This window comes from Thioclava sp. GXIMD2076, assembly GCF_037949795.1.
Lineage (GTDB): Bacteria > Pseudomonadota > Alphaproteobacteria > Rhodobacterales > Rhodobacteraceae > Thioclava > Thioclava kandeliae.
This window is the reverse complement of the sequence record NZ_CP149934.1, coordinates 425,581-444,679: the sequence shown is the minus strand read 5'-3', so window position 1 is coordinate 444,679 and position 19,099 is coordinate 425,581. Positions and strand designations below refer to the sequence as shown.

The following is a 19,099-nucleotide window of genomic DNA, read 5'->3' as shown; positions in this document are numbered from 1 at the left end:
GCGCGCCCGGACCTCCCCCGACCAAAACGAGCCTCCCTCTCATGCTACGTTTCCTGATCGGGCGCGTGGTGAAGATCGTGATCATCCTCTTCGCCATTACCGTCCTGAATTTCTGTCTGATCCATATGGCCCCCGGCGATCCCGCGCTGGTGATGGCGGGCGAGGCCGGTGACGCCGACCCGCAATTCATCGAGGATCTGCGCCGCCAGTTCGGGCTGGACCAGCCGTTCTATGTGCAGCTCTGGACCTATCTGGCGCATTTCGCGCAAGGCGATCTGGGCTATTCCTACCGCCAGCAGGCGAGCGTTGCCTCGCTGATCCTCGATCGGCTGCCGGCCACGCTGATCCTGTCGATCTCGGCCTTCGTCATTTCGCTGGCCTTCGGTGTGTTGGCAGGTGTGGTGGCCGCAGCCCGTCAGGGTCGCTGGTCCGACAGCATCATCTCCACCGTCGCGCTTTTGTTCTATGCCACGCCGCTCTTCTGGATGGCGCTGATGGCGGTGCTGCTTTTCTCTGTTAATTTCGGCTGGTTTCCGGCCTTCGGTTACGAGACGGCGGCATCAAGCTACACGGGTCTCGCCCGCGCATGGGATATCGCCCAACACCTCGTGCTGCCTGCGGTGACGCTGGGGCTGTTCTTCATGGCGACCTATGTGCGTATCACCCGCGCCTCGATGCTCGAGGTCAACCGGCTCGATTTCGTGAAAACCGCCCGCGCCAAGGGGCTGAAGTCCTCGGTGATCCAGCGCCGCCATGTGCTGCGCAACGCGATCCTGCCGGTGGTGACACTCGCGGGTCTGCATGCGGGCCAGTTGGTCGGTGGCGCCGTGCTGATCGAGACGGTCTTTGCCTGGCCCGGCATCGGGCGGCTGATGTTCGAGGCGCTCCAGAGCCGCGATTACAACCTGCTTCTGGGCGTGTTCACCGTCTCGGCGGCGCTGGTGCTGCTGTTCAACCTCTTCACCGATCTCGTCTACCGCGTGGTCGATCCGCGTATCCGGCTGGCCTGAAGGAGCATGCGATGAAAGATTTCTGGAAAGCCTATGCAAGCAATCGCGGCGCGGTTGTGGGGCTCGTCATTCTGGCCGTGGTGCTGCTGGGCTCGATCCTTGCGCCCTTCCTCTTTCCGACCTCGCCCTGGGATATGGTCAACATGCCCTTCGTGGCGCCGTTCCAGGACCAGATGACGCCTCTGGGCACCGATACTCTGGGCCGCGATATCGCCGCAGGGCTGGCCCATGGGGCCTATGTGTCGCTCCTCGTGGGCGTGATCTCGACGGTAGTTAGCCTCGCCATCGGCATCCCGATCGGGGCGCTGGCAGGCTATTTCGGCGGCTGGGTGGATGATGTCCTCTCGCGTATCACCGAGTTCTTCCAAGTGATCCCGTCCTTCGCCTTTGCCGTTGTGCTTGTGGCGATCTTCGAGCCCTCGATCTGGTCGATCATCACCGCCATCGCCCTTGTCAGCTGGCCGCCCGTGGCGCGTCTCTTGCGCGGCGAGGTCATGGCGCTGCGCCACCGGGAGTTTATCGAGGCCGCGCAGCTTTCGGGCCAGTCGGGTCTGACCATCATCCGCCGCCAGATTCTGCCCAACACCATCTCTCCGGTAATCGTGCTGGCCTCGATGATGGTGGCCACCGCGATCCTGACGGAAAGCGCTCTGGATTTCATGGGCTTGGGAGATCCGAATATCATGAGCTGGGGCTATATCATCGGCGCGGGGCGGACCGTGCTCAATCAGGCTTGGTGGATCAGCTTCTTCCCCGGAGTGGCAATCCTGCTGACGGTTCTTGCCTTCAACTTGATCGGCGAGGGCCTCAACGACGCCCTCAACCCGCGCCTTGCCAAAAGGAGAGCGTGATGCTGGATGCAACCATGACCAAACCTGCGGTGCGCATCGAGGGGCTGAAGATCGCGCTGCCCGAAGGGGCCGACCGTCTCTATGCGGTGGACCGCGTGAGCTTCGATCTCTGGCCCGGCAAGATCCTGTGCGTGGTGGGCGAAAGCGGTTCTGGCAAATCGATGTCGGCCAATGCGCTGATGGGGCTCCTGCCCGAGGGGCTGCGCGTCAATGATGGTCGCATCCGGCTGGGCGATCAGGATCTTGTGGGTGTCACCGAGGCCGAGATGCGCGCCCTGCGCGGTAAGCGCGTCGCGATGATCTTTCAGGAACCGATGTCGGCGCTCAATCCGCTCATGCGGATCGAGGATCAGATCGCCGAGGTCTTCGAGGCTCATGGCCTCTTGCGCCCTTCCGAACGCCGCGCCCGTGCGCTGGATCTGCTGACCGAGGTGGGTCTGCCCGACCCCAAACGCGCAGCGAGGGCCTATCCGCACCAGCTCTCGGGCGGGCAACGCCAGCGGGTGGTGATCGCCATGGCGCTGGCCCTCGAGCCGGAGGTTCTGGTGGCTGACGAGCCGACCACCGCGCTCGATGTGACCACACAGGCGCAGATCTTGGAACTCATCCGCAATCTCCAGAAAAGCCGCAACATGGCGGTGATGTTCATCACCCATGATTTTGGCGTGGTGGCGGAGATCGCCGATTATGTGACGGTGATGAAACTGGGCCGCGTGGTCGAGGAAGGCCCCGCCGAGAAGGTTCTCCACCACCCCGAGCACCCCTATACGATCGGGCTGATCGATGCGATCCCGAAGCTGCGCGCAGGGCGGGCAGCATGCCCCGAACGCCCGCCCCTGATGCAGGTGGAAGGCGCGTGCAAGACCTATCGCACAGGCGGTGGCATGTTCAGCAAGGCCCGCGTGGTCGAGGCGGTAAAGGATATCACCGTCACCATCGGGCGCGGCGAGACCCTCGGGATTGTGGGCGAAAGCGGTTCGGGGAAATCCTCGCTCGGGCGCTGCCTCGTGAAGCTGCAGGATCTGGATGCGGGCCGGATGGTGCTGGACGGGCAGGATATGACCCATGCCACAGGCCCCGCATTGCAAGAGCTGCGCGCCCGTGTGCAGATGATCTTTCAGGACCCGTTTTCCTCGCTCAACCCGCGTATCCGCGTGGGGCAGACGATTGCCGATGGCCCCATCGCCCATGGCACGCCGCCCAAACAGGCTTTGGCCGAGGCCGAGGCGCTTCTGGCCCGCGTGGGCCTTCCCGGATCGGCGAAACGCTTCCCGCATGAATTCTCGGGCGGGCAGCGCCAGCGGATCGGGATTGCCCGCGCACTTGCGCTGAAACCCGAGATTATCGTGGCCGATGAGGCGGTCTCGGCGCTTGATGTGTCGATTCAGGCGCAGGTGCTGGAGCTGCTGGAAGAGCTCAAACGCGAGCTGGGCCTCAGCCTTGTGTTCATCACCCATGATCTGCGCGTGGCCGCCCAGATCTGTGATAGGGTGATGGTCATGCAAAAGGGCCGTTGCGTCGAGATCGGGCCGGGCGCGCAGGTGTTCGACGCCCCCCAGCACCCCTACACACGCTCTCTGATCGAGGCCATTCCCGGCAAGGACTGGGATCTGGCCTTCAGCTGAACTCTTATGGCGCTAAGGCGCCGGAACCAAGGACGACAAAGATGTCTCAATCGAAAACCATTGCGCCCAATTCCATCGAGGCCCGCGATATTGCCTATCAGTTCCACCCCTCGGTCGATTTGCGGGTCTATGAGGAAAAAGGCGGCCTGATCATCGACCGTGGCGAGGGCATCTATGTCTTCGACCAGTCGGGCAAGCGCTATATCGAGGGGCTTGCAGGGCTCTGGTCGGTGGCTGTGGGCTTCAACGAGAAGCGTCTGGCCGATGTGGCCTATGCGCAGATGCAGAAACTGCCCTATTACCACAGCTTCAACTACAAGGCGCATGGCCCTTCGGTCGATCTGGCGGAGAAACTTGTGCAGATCTCGCCCGCGCATCTAACGAAGGTGCATTTCACCTCCTCGGGGTCCGAGGCCAATGATCTGGTCGTGAAGATGATCTGGTATCGCTCGAATGCGCTGGGTCTGCCCGAGAAGAAGAAGATCATCGGGCGGGTGAAGGGCTATCACGGGGTGACGATCGCGGCAGGCTCGGTCACCGGTATTCCGGCCAATCACGGCAGCTTCGATCTGCCGCTCGACCGGATGATCCATACGCTCACGCCCGATTATCCGCGCGACCATCTGGATGGCGAGACCGAAGAGCAATTCTCTGCCCGTATGGCGGAGGCGCTCGAAGAGCTGATCCTGAAAGAAGGCCCCGAGACGATTGCCGCCATGTTTGGCGAGCCGGTGATGGGCGCAGGTGGCGTGATCGTGCCGCCCGAAGGCTATTGGGAGGCCATTCAGGCGGTTTTGCGCAAATATGACATCCTGCTGGTGGCCGATGAGGTCATCTGCGGCTTTGGCCGGACGGGGAAGATGTTTGCCTGCGAGACCTTCGGGATCACTCCCGATGTGATGGTGACCTCGAAGCAGATCTCCTCGTCCTATATGCCGCTTTCCGCGATCCTGATGAGCGATGAGTTCTACAATCCCATCGCGGATGAAAGCCACCGTCTGGGCGTGTTCGGCCATGGCTATACCGCCTCGGGCCACCCCGTTGCCACGGCTGTGGGCCTCGAGAATATCAAGATCATCGAGGAGCGCGATCTGGTGGGCAATGCCGCCCGCCTTGAAGGCCAGTTTCTGGCAGGATTGAAGGCGCTCGAGAGCCATCCGATGGCGCTCTGGTCGCGCGGTGTGGGCCTGATCGGTGCGCTCGAGCTGAAGGGCACGGCCAAGGTCGGCCAGATGGGTCAGGCGGCGCAGGCCTGCCTGCTGGAAGAAGGGCTGATCGTGCGCGCCATCGGGGATGCGATCTGCCTGTGCCCGCCGATGATCATTGCCGTCGAGCAGGTGGACGAGATGATGGCGGCGATGAAACGCGCGCTGGATGCGCTGGCCGAGACCGATCTGGCCCGCAGCGTGCTTGAGGAGGCGTAACATTATGGATGTGATCGACAAAACCGATCTGGGCGAGATGAGCGCCACCGAACTGACCCGCGCTTATGCGGCCAAAGAGGCGTCGCCCGTCGAGGCGGTGCAGGCCGCGCTCGACCGGATCGAACGGTTTGACGGCGACGTCAACGCCTTCGTCTATGTGGTGGCCGAGGAGGCGCTGTCCGAGGCGCGCGCCTCGGAGGCCCGCTGGGCCAAAGGCGAGCCGCTCTCGCCCATCGACGGGGTGCCTGCCACCATCAAGGAACTCACCCGCGTGAAGGGCATTCCGTTCCGCAAGGGCTCGGTTCTGGGTGAGAAGGACCCGTCTCCGACCGATCTGGAGATCGTCACCAAGCTGCGTCAGGCAGGCACGCCGATCCTTGGCACCACCGCCTCGCCGGAATTCGGCTGGAAAGGTCTGACCCATGGACCAGAGGGCGGCAATACGCTCAACCCGTGGAACACCGCGCGTGCCTCGGGGGGCTCTTCGGGCGGTGCGGCCGTGGCTGCGGCGCTCAATATGGGCGTGCTGCATGAGGGCTCGGACGGGGCGGGCTCGATCCGTATCCCATCGTCCTTCTGCGGGGTCTTCGGGATCAAGCCGACCTTCGGCTGGGTGCCTTCGACCGCACCCACAGGCCTTTTCGAGCTTGCCCATCGTGGTCCGCTGACCCGCACCGTCGAGGATAGCGGGCTGTTTCTCAATGCGGTGTCCGGCCCTTCGGTGAATGCGCTTTATGGCCGCTCGCCCAAGGATGTGCCCGATTTCGCCGCCGCCACACGCCGCTCGATCAAGGGGATGCGTATCGCCTATGCCCGCACGCTGGATGGCGCGCCCGTGGCCCCTGCCGTGGCCGAGGCCGTCGACCTTGCCGCGAGGGCCATGGCCGATCTGGGTGCGATTATCGAAGAAGCCGATCCCGGTTTTGCCAGCCCTCAGCAGGCGCTTCTGGATCTGTGGTATGCCGCTCAGGCCTGGGCGGTCGAGCAGGTCAACCCTAGCCCCGAGCAGATCGCCAGAATGGATCCCGGTTTCGTATCGATCACCGAACAGGGCCGCCTCCTGAGCGCGCGCGATTTCATCGCTGCCGATCAGGTCCGCGCCCAGCTGAAGGTGACCATGGCCAAGTTCCATGAACGCTATGATGCGCTGATGCTGCCCACCATGCCGCTGACCGCCTTTGAGGCGGGTGTCGATGTGCCGCCCGGCTCGGGGATGACGGAATGGACCGACTGGTCGCCTTTCACCTATCCGTTCAACATGACCGAGCAGCCTGCCGTATCGGTCAATTGCGGCTTCGATGCCGATGGCCTGCCGATCGGGTTGCAATTCGTGGGCCGCTGGTTCGAGGACGAGGTGGTGCTGGCGTTGGCGGCTGCCTATCAGTCCGCTCATCCGACACCATTTGTGAGCGCGCCGCGAAGCTGATAGCTCTTGGCCCGTCCCGATGCGGGGCGGGCCGGAGCCGGAGAGTGACATGACAGATCTGAATGACGCGCTTCGCTTTGCGGGGCAGGGGGGGCTGGCCACGCGCTTTACCCGTATCGGCCCCCATGAGGCCGCCCGCCTGTGCCAAGAGGCTTACGGGATCTCGGGGGCGATGAAGCGGCTCGAGACCGAGAAGGACGATACCTATCTGATCACGGCTCCAGACGCCCGCTATATCCTGAAGATCGCCAATCCCGACGAGACGCAGGGTGAACTTGATCTGCAGAACGCGGTACTGGATCATCTTGCGGAGCATTTTACCCGGCCCGCGCCGCGTGTGATCCGTGCCAGAACGGGCGAGGGGATGCTGCGCGAGCCGGCCTCGGGGCGGTTCTACCGGCTGCTCAGTTTCGTTGAAGGCACACCCTTGGACATGATGGAAACCCGTACCGAGACCCTGCCCGAGATCGGGCGGGTGCTGGCCGAGCTGCGTCTTGCCCTAGGTGGCTTCCGCCATCCCCATCAGAGCCGCCAGCTGGTTTGGGATGTGCAGCATGTGATGCGGCTGAGGCCCCTTCTGGGCGAGGTCAGCCTGCCGCCCCGTCATCAGGCACTGGCCGGTGAGGCCTTCGCGCGGCTGGCCGAGGTGGCACACCGCATTCCGGCGCTGCCGCGGCAGGTGGTGCATAACGATTTCTACGCCTCCAATATCGTGGCCGATCCCGAAACGGGCCATGTGACGGGGGTGATCGATTTCGGAGATGTTGTGGAATCGGCGGTGGCGATTGATCTTGCGGTGGCGCTGATGGGGCAGATCCTGAAGGCGTTCACCCCCGATCAGGATATCTTCGCCAACGCCTATCCGGTGCTTGCGGGCTATCTGGAACGGGCGCCGTTGAGCGATGAAGAGCTGGCCATCATCCCGCATATGGTCATGGCGCGGGTGCTGGTGCGGGCGGTAATGACCCAGTATCGCGCAGCGCTCATGCCCGAGAATGCCCCCTATATCCTACGCAATGCCGCGCCCAGCTGGGCGCAGCTCCAATGGTTTCTTGCGCGCCCGACCGCTGAGGTTGAAGCGATCCTGCGCGCCCGTCCCGAATTCCGGAGAGGCTCATGAGCATCGATACCCTATCCAAACCCGCCATCGGCATGGTCAACGGGTTCGACCCGTCCAAAGCTGCCGGTCTCGCCCCCGCGCTGGCCGAGCGCATCGAGCGCCGCGCGCGCCTGCTGGGCCCGGCCTACCGGCTGTTCTATCAAGATCCCCTGACGGTCGAACGTGGCGAGGGCGCCTATCTCTATGACCCCGATGGGCGCGATTATCTCGACGCCTATAACAATGTGGTCTCGCTGGGCCACGCCCATCCCCGCGTGGTCGAGGCGGTCTCGGCCCAGATGGGGCGGCTATGCACCCATACGCGCTATGTGCAGGACGGGATCCTTGATCTGGCCGAGGAAATGCTGCCGAGCTTCGGCGGGCAGATCGCGGAGAACGGCCATATGATGTTCACCTGCACGGGGTCCGAGGCCAATGATCTGGCAACCCGCATCGCGATGCACAAAACCGGCAAGCGCGGGGTGATCATCACCTCCGAGGCCTATCACGGCACCTCGCATCTGACGGCGGGCTATTCGCCCTCGCTGGGCGCGAAATCGCCCTTGGGCACATGGGTGCGCCGCGTGGCCGCGCCTGACAGCTACCGCCGCGATGTGGCAACCTTGGGTGCGCAGATGGCTGCCGAGGTGAAGGCGCAGATCGAGGATCTGGAGCGCCATGGCGATGGCATCGCCTGTTTCATCGCCGACAGCCTATTTTCCTCCGATGGCATCTATTCCGACCCGAAGGGGCTTCTGGCGCCCGTGGCCGAGGTGGTGCGCGCCCATGGCGGCATCATGATCGCCGATGAGGTGCAATCGGGCTTTGGCCGCTCGGGCGAGGCGATGTGGGGCTATCAGCGCCTTGGCATCGACCCCGAGATCGTCACCATGGGCAAGCCGATGGGCAATGGCTATCCGGTGGCCGGCATTGCCGTGCGCCACGAGGTCGTGGCCCCCTTCGGGCAGGATCTGCGCTATTTCAACACCTTCGGCGGCAATACCGTGGCGGTGGCGGCAGCCCGCGCCGTCTTCGACACGATCCGTGACGACAACCTGATGGCCAATGCGGTTGCCATGGGGGACGCCATCCGTGATGGCCTGCGCAGCCTGAAGGACGAGCGTATCGGTGATGTGCGGGGGGCGGGGATGTATGTGGCCTGCGAGTTCGTGACCGATCACGCGGCCAAGACCCCCGATGCCGCGACGGCGACCGCCTGCGTCAATCTGATGCGTCAGAAGGGCGTGCTGATTTCCTCAACGGGGCCGGGGGCGAATATCCTCAAGATCCGCCCCCCGCTGATTTTTAATGCGCGCCATGTGGACCGGCTCCTCAGCACGGTCGAGGCCGCGCTGAGGGAGATCTGATCATAATCTGGTCACAGGGCGGGCGCGCGGGCCTTCCTGCGCGCCACCCGTGCCCGAATGGCCTCCAGATCGGTGACGGGCGTGGCGGCAAAGAGCTGGCGGGTGTAGGGATGCTGTGGGTCGGTAAAGATCGCATCGCGCGAGGCCTGCTCGACCGCCTCCCCCTTGTTCATTACCATCACCTCATCGGCGATATAGCGCACGACCGACAGATCGTGGCTGATGAAGACATAGGTCAGGCCCAGCTCTTCCTGCAGATCGGCGAGCAGGTTCAGCACCTGCGCCTGCACCGAAAGATCGAGCGCCGAGACCGCCTCGTCCAGCACCAGTAGCTCGGGGTTGAGCATGAGCGCCCGCGCAATGGCGATCCGCTGGCGCTGTCCGCCCGAGAACATATGGGGATAGCGGTTGAAATGCGCGGCCTGCAGCCCGACCTTTTCCAGCATCGCCTCGGCCTTCTCGCGCCGTTCCTTGCCGCTGAATTTGGTGTTCAGCAGAAGCGGCTCGGTCAGGCAATCGCCTACCTTCTGGCGCGGGTTCAAAGACCCGTAGGGGTTCTGGAAGACCATCTGCACCATCGAGCGCAGGCGGTGATCGGGCTTGCGTTTCGAGATGTCGACAGCCTCTCCGCCGATCTCCAGCGTGCCACCCGATTGCGCATCGATCAGCGCGATGATCCGCGCCAAGGTGGATTTACCCGAGCCACTCTCGCCCACGATGGCCAGAGTCTTGCCCTTCTCGACGGCGAAATCGACGCCTTTCACGGCGCGCACGGTCTTCGCGCGGCCTAGAAGACCGCCCGACACATGGTAATCCTGTGTCAGGCCGCGCCCTGCAACGACTGTGCTCATGCGCCCGCCTCCGTATAATAATCCGAGACCGTGGGCAGCCTGTCGCCCGTGGCCAGTTCCGGCAGTGCCGAGAGAAGCGCCTTCGTGTAGGGATGTTGCGGCGCCTCGAAGAGCGAGAGCACCTCGGCCTCTTCCATCTTGCGCCCCTTATATTGCACCATCACGCGGTCGGCAGTCTCGGCCACCACCCCCATATCATGGGTGATCAGGATCAGCCCCATCCCATGCGCCTCCTGCAACTCCATCAACAGATCGAGGATCTGCTTCTGGATCGTCACATCAAGCGCGGTCGTCGGCTCATCGGCGATCAGCAGCTTCGGGCCGGTGGCGATCGCCATCGCGATCATCACCCGCTGGCATTGGCCGCCCGACATCTGGTGCGGATAGGCGTCGATTTTTACCTCCGGCTCGGGGATGCCCACCTGTTCGAACAGGTGGATTGCCTGCGCGCGCGCCTCGCGCCTGCCCAGACCCTTGTTGATCCGCAGCACTTCCTCGATCTGGAAGCCCACCGTAAAGGCGGGGTTGAGCGAGGCGATGGGCTCCTGGAAGATCATCGTGATTTCGCGCCCGATCAGGCGGCGGCGTTCGGCCTTTGACATATGCAACAGGTCGCGCCCGTCATAGGTCATCTCGTCGGCGGTGACGGTGGCGGTGTCGGGCAAAAGCCCCATCACTGCCAGCATCGAGACCGATTTGCCCGAGCCACTCTCGCCCACAATGGCCAGAACCTCGCCGGCATCGACATAGGCGTCGATCCCGTCCACGGCCTTGAAGGGCCCCGATGAGGTGGCGAAGCTGACCGTCAGGTTCTTGATGGATAGCAGTGCCATGGATCAACTCCGTTTCAGTTTCGGGTCAAGGGCATCGCGCAGCCCGTCGCCCATCAGGTTGATCGCCAGCACCGAGATCAGGATCGCCAGACCGGGGAAGGTGACCACCCACCATGCCCGCAAAATGAACTCGCGCGCCTCGGCCAGCATGGTGCCCCATTCGGGCGAGGGCGGCTGTGCGCCCATGCCAAGAAAGCCCAGGGCGGCGGCATCGAGCACGGCGGACGAAAATGACAGCGTCGCCTGCACGATGAGGGGCGCGAGGCAATTGGGCAGGATGGTTTTCAGCATCAGCCGCAGAGGCCCTGCGCCTGCCATCCGCGCCGCCACTACATAATCACGCGATTTCTCGCCCATGACCGCGGCGCGAGTGAGGCGGGCGAAATGCGGTTGGTAGACGATGGCGATGGCGATCATCGCATTGGTCAGGCCCGGCCCCAGGATTGCCACCAGCACCAGTGCCAGCAGAAGCGAGGGGAAGGCCAGGATGATATCCATTATCCGCATGATCACGGTATCGACCCAACCGCCGAAGAAGCCGGCCAGAAGGCCAAGAATAATCCCGCCCGAAAGCGCGACCAGCACCACAACCACGCCGATGAACAGCGAATAGCGCGAGCCGTAGATCAGGCGCGAGAGCATGTCTCGTCCCACGGCATCGGTGCCCAGAAGGAATTCGGACTGGCCGCCTTCGGACCATGAGGGCGGCACAAGAAGGGCGTCGCGATATTGCATTGTTGCGTCATGGGGCGCGATCAGCGGCGCGAAGACGGCAATCAGAACCATCAGCGCAAAGACGCAAAGCCCGATCACCGCGCCCTTGTTGCGGCGGAAATCATGCCAGAAATCCGCGATCATTTTCCGACGGATCTGGCCGTCGGTCATCTGGAGAGTTGTGCTCATTTGTGACGGATCCTCGGATTGATGAGGCCATAGGTCAGATCGACGATCAGGTTCACGATCATCACGATCCCCGCGATCAGCAGCAGACCCGATTGCACGACCGGATAGTCGCGCCGCGAGATGGAATCGATCATCCATTTGCCCACACCGGGCCAGCTGAAGATCGTCTCGGTCAGGATGGCACCGGCCATCAACAACCCGATCTGCAGCCCGATCGTGGTCACAACCGGCACCATCGCATTGCGCAGCGCATGGACCATGACAACGCGTCGGCGCGACATACCCTTGGCGCGGGCGGTGCGGACATAATCCTCGCCCATCACCTCGAGCATGGCCGAGCGGGTCTGCCGCGCGATGACCGCCAGCGGAATGGTCCCCAGCACGACAGAGGGCAGGATCAGATGCGAGAGCGCCGAGGTGAACGCGCCGTCCTGTCCCGACAGGAGGCTATCGATCAGCATGAACCCCGTGGGCGTGTCGAAATAGAACATCAGCGACATCCGGCCCGAAACGGGCGTCCAGCCGAGCGTTCCCGAGAAGAAGATGATCAGCAGAAGACCCCACCAGAAGATCGGCATCGAGAAGCCCACAAGGGCCGTGGTCATCGAGATCTGGTCGAACCAGCTGCCGCGTTTGACGGCCGCCAGCACCCCCACCGGCACGCCGATCAGCGTGGCAAGGATAATCGCGCAGAGCGACAGCTCGACGGTGGCAGGGAAGAGCTGCAGGAATTCGCTCAGCACGGGCTGTTTGGTGACGATCGAATTGCCGAAATCGCCATGCAGAAGCCGCCAGAGGAAATCGAGATATTGCGCCCAGACGGGCCGGTCGAAGCCCAGCTGGGCCGCGAGCTCGGCATGGCGTTCGGGGGTGATCCCGCGCTCGCCCGCCAGAAGGGTGACCGGATCGCCCGGCAGCACCCGCACGAAGCCGAAGGCCACGATGGTGATGCCGATCAGGGTCGGGATCAGGTAGAGAAGCTTGTTGAAGAAGAAGCGGATCATGTCATCGCCTTGCAAAGAGGCGCGCGAGAGGGGTCTCCCGCGCGCCTGATGTGGATTTACGCGAGGCTTATTTCAGGTCGACGGTCTCGAAGGTGAAATCCCCCAGAGGGCTCATCTGGAAGCCTTCAACATTGGCGCGCATCGGCACATATTGGGTGGAATGCGCGAGCGTGTCCCACGGGGCCTGTTCCTTGAAGATCACCTGCGCCTGCTCGTAGAGCTTGGCGCGCTCGGCCTGATCGGTGGTGGCTTTGGCCTTGGTCAGCAGCTCCGAGAAGTCCTCGTTGCACCATTGTGCGCGGTTCGAGCCGCCATCACCGGTGGCCGCACAGCTCAGGAGCACGCCCATGAAGTTGTCGGGATCGCCATTATCGCCGGTCCAGCCCATGATGACCGCCCCTTTGCGCGCCGGATCGGTGGAGCGTTTCAGATACTCGCCCCATTCATAGGAGACGATCGAGGCCTTCACGCCCACCTTCTCCAGATCGGACTGCATCAGTTCGGCGGTACGGCGGGCATTGGGCATATAGGGGCGCTGGACGGGCATCGCCCAGATCTCCATATCCAGATTGCTCACGCCCGCATCAGCCAGCATCTGCTTGGCTTTTTCGGGGTCATAGGGGTCGTCTTGGATGCTGTCATTATAGGACCACATGGTCGGCGGGATCGGGTTTTTGGCCACTTCGCCCGCGCCCTGGAAGACGGCATCGATGATCGCCTGTTTGTTGATCGCCATATTCAGGGCCTTGCGGACCTCGGGCTTATCGAAAGGTGCGATGGTGGTGTTATAGGCCAGATAGGCCACGTTCAGGCCCGGTTGCTGGTCGAGCTTGAGATTGCTGTCGGCCTTGATCGCGTCCAGATCGGCAGGCGAGGGATAGGGCATCAGCTGGCATTCATTGGCCTGCAGACGCTGCAGACGGACCGAGGCCTCGGGCGTGATGGCAAAGACAAGATCGTCGATCTTGGGCGCGGTGCCCCAGTAGTCGGCGTTCTTCTTGTAACGGATGACGGCATCCTGCTGATAGGCCACGAACTGGAAGGGGCCGGTGCCGACGGGCACCTGGTTGAACTGCGCCTGTTTGCCGTCTTCGGCCAGCGTATCGGCATATTCTTTCGATACGATCGACATGAAGGGCATGGCGAGGTTTGCAAGGAAGGGGGCCTCGGGGCGGGTCAGGGTGATCTTGACCGTCATGTCATCGACCTTCTCGATGGACTTGATCAGATCGGCCATCTCCATCGCCGAGTAATATTCATAGGTGATGCCGGGCAGGTAATCATGCCACGGATTGTCGGGATTGCCCTGACGGTCGAAGCTGAAGATAACGTCATCGGCATTCATCGTGCGAGTGGGCGCGTAACCATCCACCGACTGCCATTTCACATCGGGACGCAGGTGGAACGTATAGGTCAGCCCGTCATCGGAGACATCCCATGAGGTCGCAAGACCCGGCTCGATCTCGGTCGTGCCCTTCTTGAATTCCACCAGACGGTTGAAGACCGGATGCGCCGAGGCATCGAAGGTGGTGCCGGCGGTATAGGGCGCCGGATCGAAGCCTTCGGGCGAGGCTTCCGAGCAATATACAAAGGTTTTTGCGAATGCCGGTGCCGAAAGCCCGAGCATGAGTGCAGAAGCAGCCAAAAGGCTACGCGTCATCTTCGACATAATTTCCCCTCTCTGTCGTTGACGAACCTGTCCCTCATTGGCGGGGGCGGTCCGGTCTCGCGGTTTTTTGACTTACCGGTCAACAATGGAAAAATATCGGCTCGATCGAAGCTGGCAAGGGAGTATCTGCTTACAAAGGGGCATTTTGTGAAAGAAAATTTTATATTGCGACATATTGCAGCAGGTCATCACAAAACTTGCCAATTTGACAAGATTTCGGGAATTTCCGTTCAAACGGAACCTCTCCATATGCGCATGATATCCAGTTAGCGTCGGGAAGGGGGAGATCAACCGCGCTCACAGGACGCGGCGCATGGCGGAGAATCCGTCGGGCGCTTAGGAGAACCGTGGCGCGTCTGGCTGGGTGAAGAAAGGTGCAATGAGCGGGCGAATATCCTCGACCTCTGAGATGTCCGCGAGCGAGGTGAGCAGGGTTTCGGGATGTGGTATACCCGCCTGTGCCATGAGACGCGCGGCCTTTGCATGGACCGTCTCGGCGCTGACAGGACGTAGTGCTCCCCCTAGGGGCGCGTCGATCCGGCAGCTATGGTGACCGCCATCGGTCAGGGTCAGCTCCACGCGCGCCTGTGGTCTGCGACCGACCCCGCGCATGGCGGCATCCATCTCCGGATCGGTATGGAAGGAGAGCCGGGTGGCCAGTTGGGCGGTCTCGGGCTGGTCGAGGGCGTCTGGCGTGAACCAGGGCAGTCCAGCTTCGAGCCCCAGAGCCTGACAGGTCATCAGATGCGGTAGGGAAAACTGGGCATCGATGGCATTTGCAGGCGATGTATGAGCCATCTTGGCGGCCACATCGGCAAAGGAATGGACCTCGATACGGGCGATCCGGTCAAAAGGCGCGCCGCTTTCGGCCAGAACTGTATCGAACGCCTCCAGCACAGGCGCGATCCAGCGGCAGGCGGGATAGGTCTTGACCGCACCGTCCCCAGCATACCAGTCGTGGCCCAATCCCTCGGTCAGCAGGTCGGGCGCAAAGTGGTCCGAGCCCACCATCCGCCAGAACCCTTGCGGTCCCTCGAAAATATCCGCAGGGCCTTGCAGACCCGCCAGCGCAAGGTCGACGCCCTGAACACCCGCCTGAGCGGATGGGGCCACAAAATCCTTCAGACTGATGATGGGGCGGGTGAACCAGTTATATTTGTGCAGGCTCGGCACCGCACTGAGGCTGGCCGCGAGGTTGAGCGCGTTGGACATCTGCGGCGCGCCCAACCCCTTGAGCCGCGCATAGGTCACCGCAGCACCCACCGATTGATGCTGTCCGATGCCGTAGACTTCCACGAAGCGTTTGGCACTCGGCTGGACCGAGAGGATCAGTCGGTTGTTGATCTCTGCCCCCAATACGAGAGCGGTCAGAAATGCGCGCCCCGTCACCGGCGCATCGCCCAGAGCCGCGAGCCCTGCGGCCACTAGCGAGGCTCCCGGATGGCCCATACCTTTGCCATCATGCTCGAACCCGTCATCAAAATCGAGAAGATTGGCCGCGAAGGCATTGGCGAAGGCCGCCAGCATCGGCCCGCTCGATCCGCCACCGATGAGCGGGCGACCCGATCCCTGCTGGCGGGCATAGGTGGCCACACTCTGCGCAAGGGGGAGCCTGCTACCGGCTGCCGCGCAGGCCAGCGTGTCGATCAGATGCAGGACCCATGACTGCATCACGCTATCGGGAATCGCCTCGGCGGGCGTCTCGCTGGCAAAAAGGCTCAGGCGCGGGGCAAGCCCCGTTGGCGGATCGAAGGGAAGGGTCATCGTTTAGCGCCTGAAATACCGACGGTGGATCTTGCGCTCTATGGCGCCCGCAATCAGTGAGAGCGGCATGATCGTGCAGATGAAGAAGAAGGCGACGAAGCTGAGCACCTCCAGCGGGCGGAAACTATGGGTGCTGAGCCTCTGTCCTTCATAAAGGATCTCGCCCACCGCGATATAGCTGCCCAGAACCGAGTTCTTGATCGCCATGATGCACTGGCCGGTAAAGGGCGGCATGATGCGCAGGAAAGCAAGCGGCAGCACGATCCGGTGCAGGATACGCCAGCGCGGCATGCCGACCGATTGTGCGGCCTCGACCAGCCCGCGATCAACGGCCTGCACCCCCGAGCGGAAGATCTCGGCGAAATAGACGCCCGAATAGACCGAGATCGCGAAGACGCAGGTCCAGTAGGCAGGCAGTGTCAGCCCTGCGATGATCGGCAGGCAGTAATAGGTCCAGACGACCAGCACCAGAGGCGGGCAGGAGCGGAACACTTCGATCATGGCGGTGGCGGGCCAGCGCAACCAGATCCGTTCCGACATGCGCAGAGGTGTGAGAAGCATCCCGATCAGGATGCCGAGCACGACCGAAAGCGCCACGATCTTGGCGGTCATCAGCACACCCTGTGCCAGAAGTCCGCGATATTCCCACAAGACGCCGAAATCCCAATCATAGCTCATTGTGCGGCCTCCTCGCGCAGTCCGGCGAAGAAGGACGCGGCGACAGGGTTTTGCGATTGCAGCATGACCTCGGCGGGCGGGCCCTGCTCGATCAGCTGGCCCTCATGCAGCAAAAGGACGCGGTCGCAGACGTCACGCGCGAAGGCCATCTCGTGGGTCACAACCAGCATGGTGGTGCCCGCATCGGCCAGATCGCGCATGACCTTGAGCACCTCGGCCACCAGTTCGGGATCAAGCGAGGAGGTCGGCTCGTCGAACAGCATCAGCCTGGGTCGCATCGCCAGCGCACGGGCAATGGCCACACGCTGCTGCTGACCACCCGACAGGCGGATCGGATACTGGTCTTCCTTCGTTTCCATGCCGACCTTGACCAGGAGGCTGCGCGCTTCGGCCACGGCCTCGTCCTTGGACAGTCCCAGCACCTTGACGGGACCTTCGGTGATATTCTCCAGCACTGTCATATGCGGCCAGAGATTGAAGTTCTGAAACACCATTGCCATCTGGCGGCGCTGATAGGCAAGGCGTGCCGCCGGAACAGGCTTGCGCCCTCCGGCGGCACTGCGGACACCCACTTCTTCCTGCTCGAGAAAAATTCGTCCGGCATTGGGCTGTTCAAGGAAATTCAGACAGCGCAGCAAGGTTGACTTGCCGGAGCCACTGCGCCCCAGAAGCCCCACGACCTGACGGGGATACACATCAAACGAGATACCTTTGAGCACTTCGAAGACACCGTAGGATTTACGGAGATCCTCGATACGAAGAATGGGGTCCGTTCCGGTCATGACTTGGTCGAACCCTCGACGCTGGTGTATTTCGCCCAGATCTTGTCCATTGTGCCATCGGCTTCGAGGGCGGCAATGCGGGTATCGAGCCAGTCAAGAAGCTCGTGGTCCTCGGATTTGCGCAGGCCGATATTGGTGGGCTGACGCTCGACCGGTTCGGGGATGACCATAGTGCCACGGTCGCGGCTGGCGATGTAATCGGCGACCTGCGCATCCGAGGTCACGATGGCATCGACGCGCCCGCTTTCCAGTTCGAGGAACATGGTATCGCTCGATGGCGTGGCGACCCATGTGGTCTTGGTCAGTTTGGGCTGCAGGATGCGGGCCGCCCCCGAGCCGTCGATCACGGCAAGTTTGACATCGGGACTATCGATCGCGTCCCAGCTGGCAAAGCTTGCGGCGTTGTCTTTCAGCGTCAGGATCGTCAGGCGCAACCCGCCGATTGCCTTGGTGAAATCGATGGCTTCGGCCCGTTCGGGCGTGGAATTATAAGCGCCCATCAGGTCGAAGCGGCCCGATTGCAGGCCCGCCACAGCAGTGCCCCATTGGGTGTCGACATATTCGACGGAGATGCCTTCGGGCGCGAACACCGCCTCGAGGATATCGGGCACGAGGCCTTTCCATTCACCGCTTGCGAAATCCTGTGTGAACCAGGGTTTCGCCTCGACCGCGCCGGCACGCACCTTGCCTGCCGCCTTAATCCCAGCCCATTCGGTCTTGCCTTGCGCCAGAAGCTGTTTGGGCAATAGGGCAGTGGCTGCGGCCGCCATCAGCGCCGCACGTCTGTTCAGTTTCATGTGCTTACTCTCTGTTGGACCAGTTTTTTAGATTTTGGTTCTCTTAGGCTTGACTATGGATCGGCAAAATTCATTCTGTCTAATACTTTATTTTAGGTATCCTATAGCCAAAGGGAATAGATGGACCGGCGCGAGATCGAGGTATTCGTCACTGTCATGCAACTCGGATCCGTGTCTGCGGCGGCGCGCCTTTTGAACATGGCACAGCCTTCGGTTTCGAAGGCCATCGCCATGATCGAGCGTCGCCATGGCATCTCGTTGTTCGAGCGTCACAAGGGGCGGCTGACCCCGACAGAGGCCGCCCGTCAGCTTCTGGGAGAGGCGTCGCGGCTCGAGGCGGAGCTGTCACGCTTTGATCGCTATGTGGACACGATCCGCCAGATGCGCCCTGGTCTGATCCGCGTGGCGGCGACCCCCTCGCTTTCGCTGGGTCTGTTACCGGTGCTGGCGCGGCTTTACCGCGAAAGGCATGGCGATCAGGGGTTTATCTTCGACATGCATCCCAATCACGATATCACGGCGGCGGTGGAGCGGGGGCAATATGATCTGGGGCTGATGGTGCAGGCGGGCGCGGACCCGTTGCCGGGCACGCTCAAGATCGCAGGGGGCCACATCATCTGTATCATGCCCGAGGATCATCCTCTGGCCGCGCATGCCGAGATCGGGGCCGGAGATATCTCCGGTCAGGATCTGGTCGCCATCACCACCGACCGCGATATCGTGGCGATGCTGATGCGCAATGTTCCGGGTTTCGACCGGCGCAGCTCGCGCAGCCTCGAGACGAACCGTTACAATATCGCGGTCAATCTGGTGCGTCAGGGGCTGGGGATGACACTGGTAGACGGGTTTACTACGTTCGATCTCCCAAGGGAGGGGCTTGCGTGGCGGCCTGTCACGCCCAGCATGGAGGTCAGCCTTCTGGCGGCGATAGGCGAGACCACGGCGCAGCGCCCCGAAATGCGCGCATTGCTGGACATACTGGGCGGGCTGGAATTTGGCACCGCCGGATAGAGGGC

Annotated in this window: 17 protein-coding genes; 8 read left to right on the top strand and 9 right to left on the bottom strand. The window is 62.5% G+C overall.

Annotated features, from left to right (window positions below; translation table 11 throughout):
- The first annotated feature begins 41 nt into the window (after window positions 1-41).
- Genes WDB91_RS19035 through WDB91_RS19005 form a run of 7 tightly spaced genes read left to right on the top strand, consistent with a single transcriptional unit; the run spans window position 42 to window position 8,802 of the window.
- Entirely contained in the window at window positions 42-1,010 is a 969-nt protein-coding gene (locus WDB91_RS19035; RefSeq protein WP_339115241.1) for an ABC transporter permease, read from the top strand.
- An 11-nt stretch (window positions 1,011-1,021) separates the two neighbouring features.
- The gene (locus tag WDB91_RS19030; protein ID WP_339115240.1) at window positions 1,022-1,861 is read left to right on the top strand and encodes an ABC transporter permease; all 840 of its coding nucleotides are present in this window, start codon (window positions 1,022-1,024) and stop codon (window positions 1,859-1,861) included.
- Between the two features lie 14 nt (window positions 1,862-1,875).
- Window positions 1,876-3,486, top strand: a complete 1,611-nt coding sequence (locus WDB91_RS19025; protein WP_339115617.1) for an ABC transporter ATP-binding protein — start codon at window positions 1,876-1,878, stop codon at window positions 3,484-3,486.
- A gap of 41 nt (window positions 3,487-3,527) precedes the next feature.
- Window positions 3,528-4,910, top strand: a complete 1,383-nt coding sequence (locus WDB91_RS19020) for an aspartate aminotransferase family protein (RefSeq protein WP_339115239.1) — start codon at window positions 3,528-3,530, stop codon at window positions 4,908-4,910.
- Between the two features lie 4 nt (window positions 4,911-4,914).
- Window positions 4,915-6,336, top strand: coding sequence for an amidase (locus tag WDB91_RS19015; protein ID WP_339115238.1), 1,422 nt, complete (start codon window positions 4,915-4,917; stop codon window positions 6,334-6,336).
- 49 nt (window positions 6,337-6,385) lie between these two features.
- Entirely contained in the window at window positions 6,386-7,456 is a 1,071-nt protein-coding gene (locus tag WDB91_RS19010) for a phosphotransferase (protein WP_339115237.1), read from the top strand.
- On the top strand, window positions 7,453-8,802 hold the full coding sequence (locus WDB91_RS19005; protein WP_339115236.1) for an aspartate aminotransferase family protein: 1,350 nt from the start codon (window positions 7,453-7,455) through the stop codon (window positions 8,800-8,802). Before WDB91_RS19010 ends, WDB91_RS19005 begins: the two co-directional genes overlap by 4 nt.
- 11 nt (window positions 8,803-8,813) lie before the next feature.
- On the opposite strand, the gene WDB91_RS19000 is transcribed toward WDB91_RS19005, so the two are convergent.
- The 9 genes from WDB91_RS19000 to WDB91_RS18960 all read right to left on the bottom strand — a co-directional run bounded on the left by WDB91_RS19000 (window position 8,814) and on the right by WDB91_RS18960 (window position 18,083).
- Window positions 8,814-9,653 carry an ATP-binding cassette domain-containing protein gene (locus WDB91_RS19000; RefSeq protein WP_339115235.1) on the bottom strand — a complete coding sequence of 280 codons (840 nt, stop codon included), beginning with the start codon at window positions 9,651-9,653 and terminating at the stop codon, window positions 8,814-8,816.
- On the bottom strand, window positions 9,650-10,486 hold the full coding sequence (locus WDB91_RS18995; RefSeq protein WP_339115234.1) for an ABC transporter ATP-binding protein: 837 nt from the start codon (window positions 10,484-10,486) through the stop codon (window positions 9,650-9,652). Before WDB91_RS18995 ends, WDB91_RS19000 begins: the two co-directional genes overlap by 4 nt.
- A 3-nt stretch (window positions 10,487-10,489) precedes the next feature.
- A complete protein-coding gene (locus WDB91_RS18990) occupies window positions 10,490-11,389 on the bottom strand; it encodes an ABC transporter permease subunit (RefSeq protein WP_339115233.1) in 900 nt (299 codons plus the stop codon).
- Window positions 11,386-12,393: an ABC transporter permease subunit gene (locus WDB91_RS18985; protein WP_339115232.1), complete on the bottom strand. Its 1,008-nt coding sequence runs from the start codon at window positions 12,391-12,393 to the stop codon at window positions 11,386-11,388. Before WDB91_RS18985 ends, WDB91_RS18990 begins: the two co-directional genes overlap by 4 nt.
- 67 nt (window positions 12,394-12,460) lie before the next feature.
- Entirely contained in the window at window positions 12,461-14,062 is a 1,602-nt protein-coding gene (locus WDB91_RS18980; protein ID WP_339115231.1) for an ABC transporter substrate-binding protein, read from the bottom strand.
- A 336-nt stretch (window positions 14,063-14,398) separates the two neighbouring features.
- Complete coding sequence (locus WDB91_RS18975; RefSeq protein WP_339115230.1) at window positions 14,399-15,826, bottom strand: MmgE/PrpD family protein; 1,428 nt, start codon at window positions 15,824-15,826, stop codon at window positions 14,399-14,401.
- Between the two features lie 3 nt (window positions 15,827-15,829).
- A complete protein-coding gene (locus WDB91_RS18970; RefSeq protein ID WP_339115229.1) occupies window positions 15,830-16,504 on the bottom strand; it encodes an amino acid ABC transporter permease in 675 nt (224 codons plus the stop codon).
- The gene (locus WDB91_RS18965; RefSeq protein ID WP_339115228.1) at window positions 16,501-17,286 is read right to left on the bottom strand and encodes an amino acid ABC transporter ATP-binding protein; all 786 of its coding nucleotides are present in this window, start codon (window positions 17,284-17,286) and stop codon (window positions 16,501-16,503) included. Before WDB91_RS18965 ends, WDB91_RS18970 begins: the two co-directional genes overlap by 4 nt.
- The gene (locus WDB91_RS18960) at window positions 17,283-18,083 is read right to left on the bottom strand and encodes a transporter substrate-binding domain-containing protein (protein ID WP_339115227.1); all 801 of its coding nucleotides are present in this window, start codon (window positions 18,081-18,083) and stop codon (window positions 17,283-17,285) included. Before WDB91_RS18960 ends, WDB91_RS18965 begins: the two co-directional genes overlap by 4 nt.
- Window positions 18,084-18,203: 120 nt before the next feature.
- Here WDB91_RS18960 and WDB91_RS18955 point away from each other — a divergent pair, with 120 nt between their 5' ends.
- Entirely contained in the window at window positions 18,204-19,094 is an 891-nt protein-coding gene (locus WDB91_RS18955) for a LysR family transcriptional regulator (RefSeq protein ID WP_339115226.1), read from the top strand.
- The last annotated feature ends 5 nt before the right edge of the window (window positions 19,095-19,099 follow it).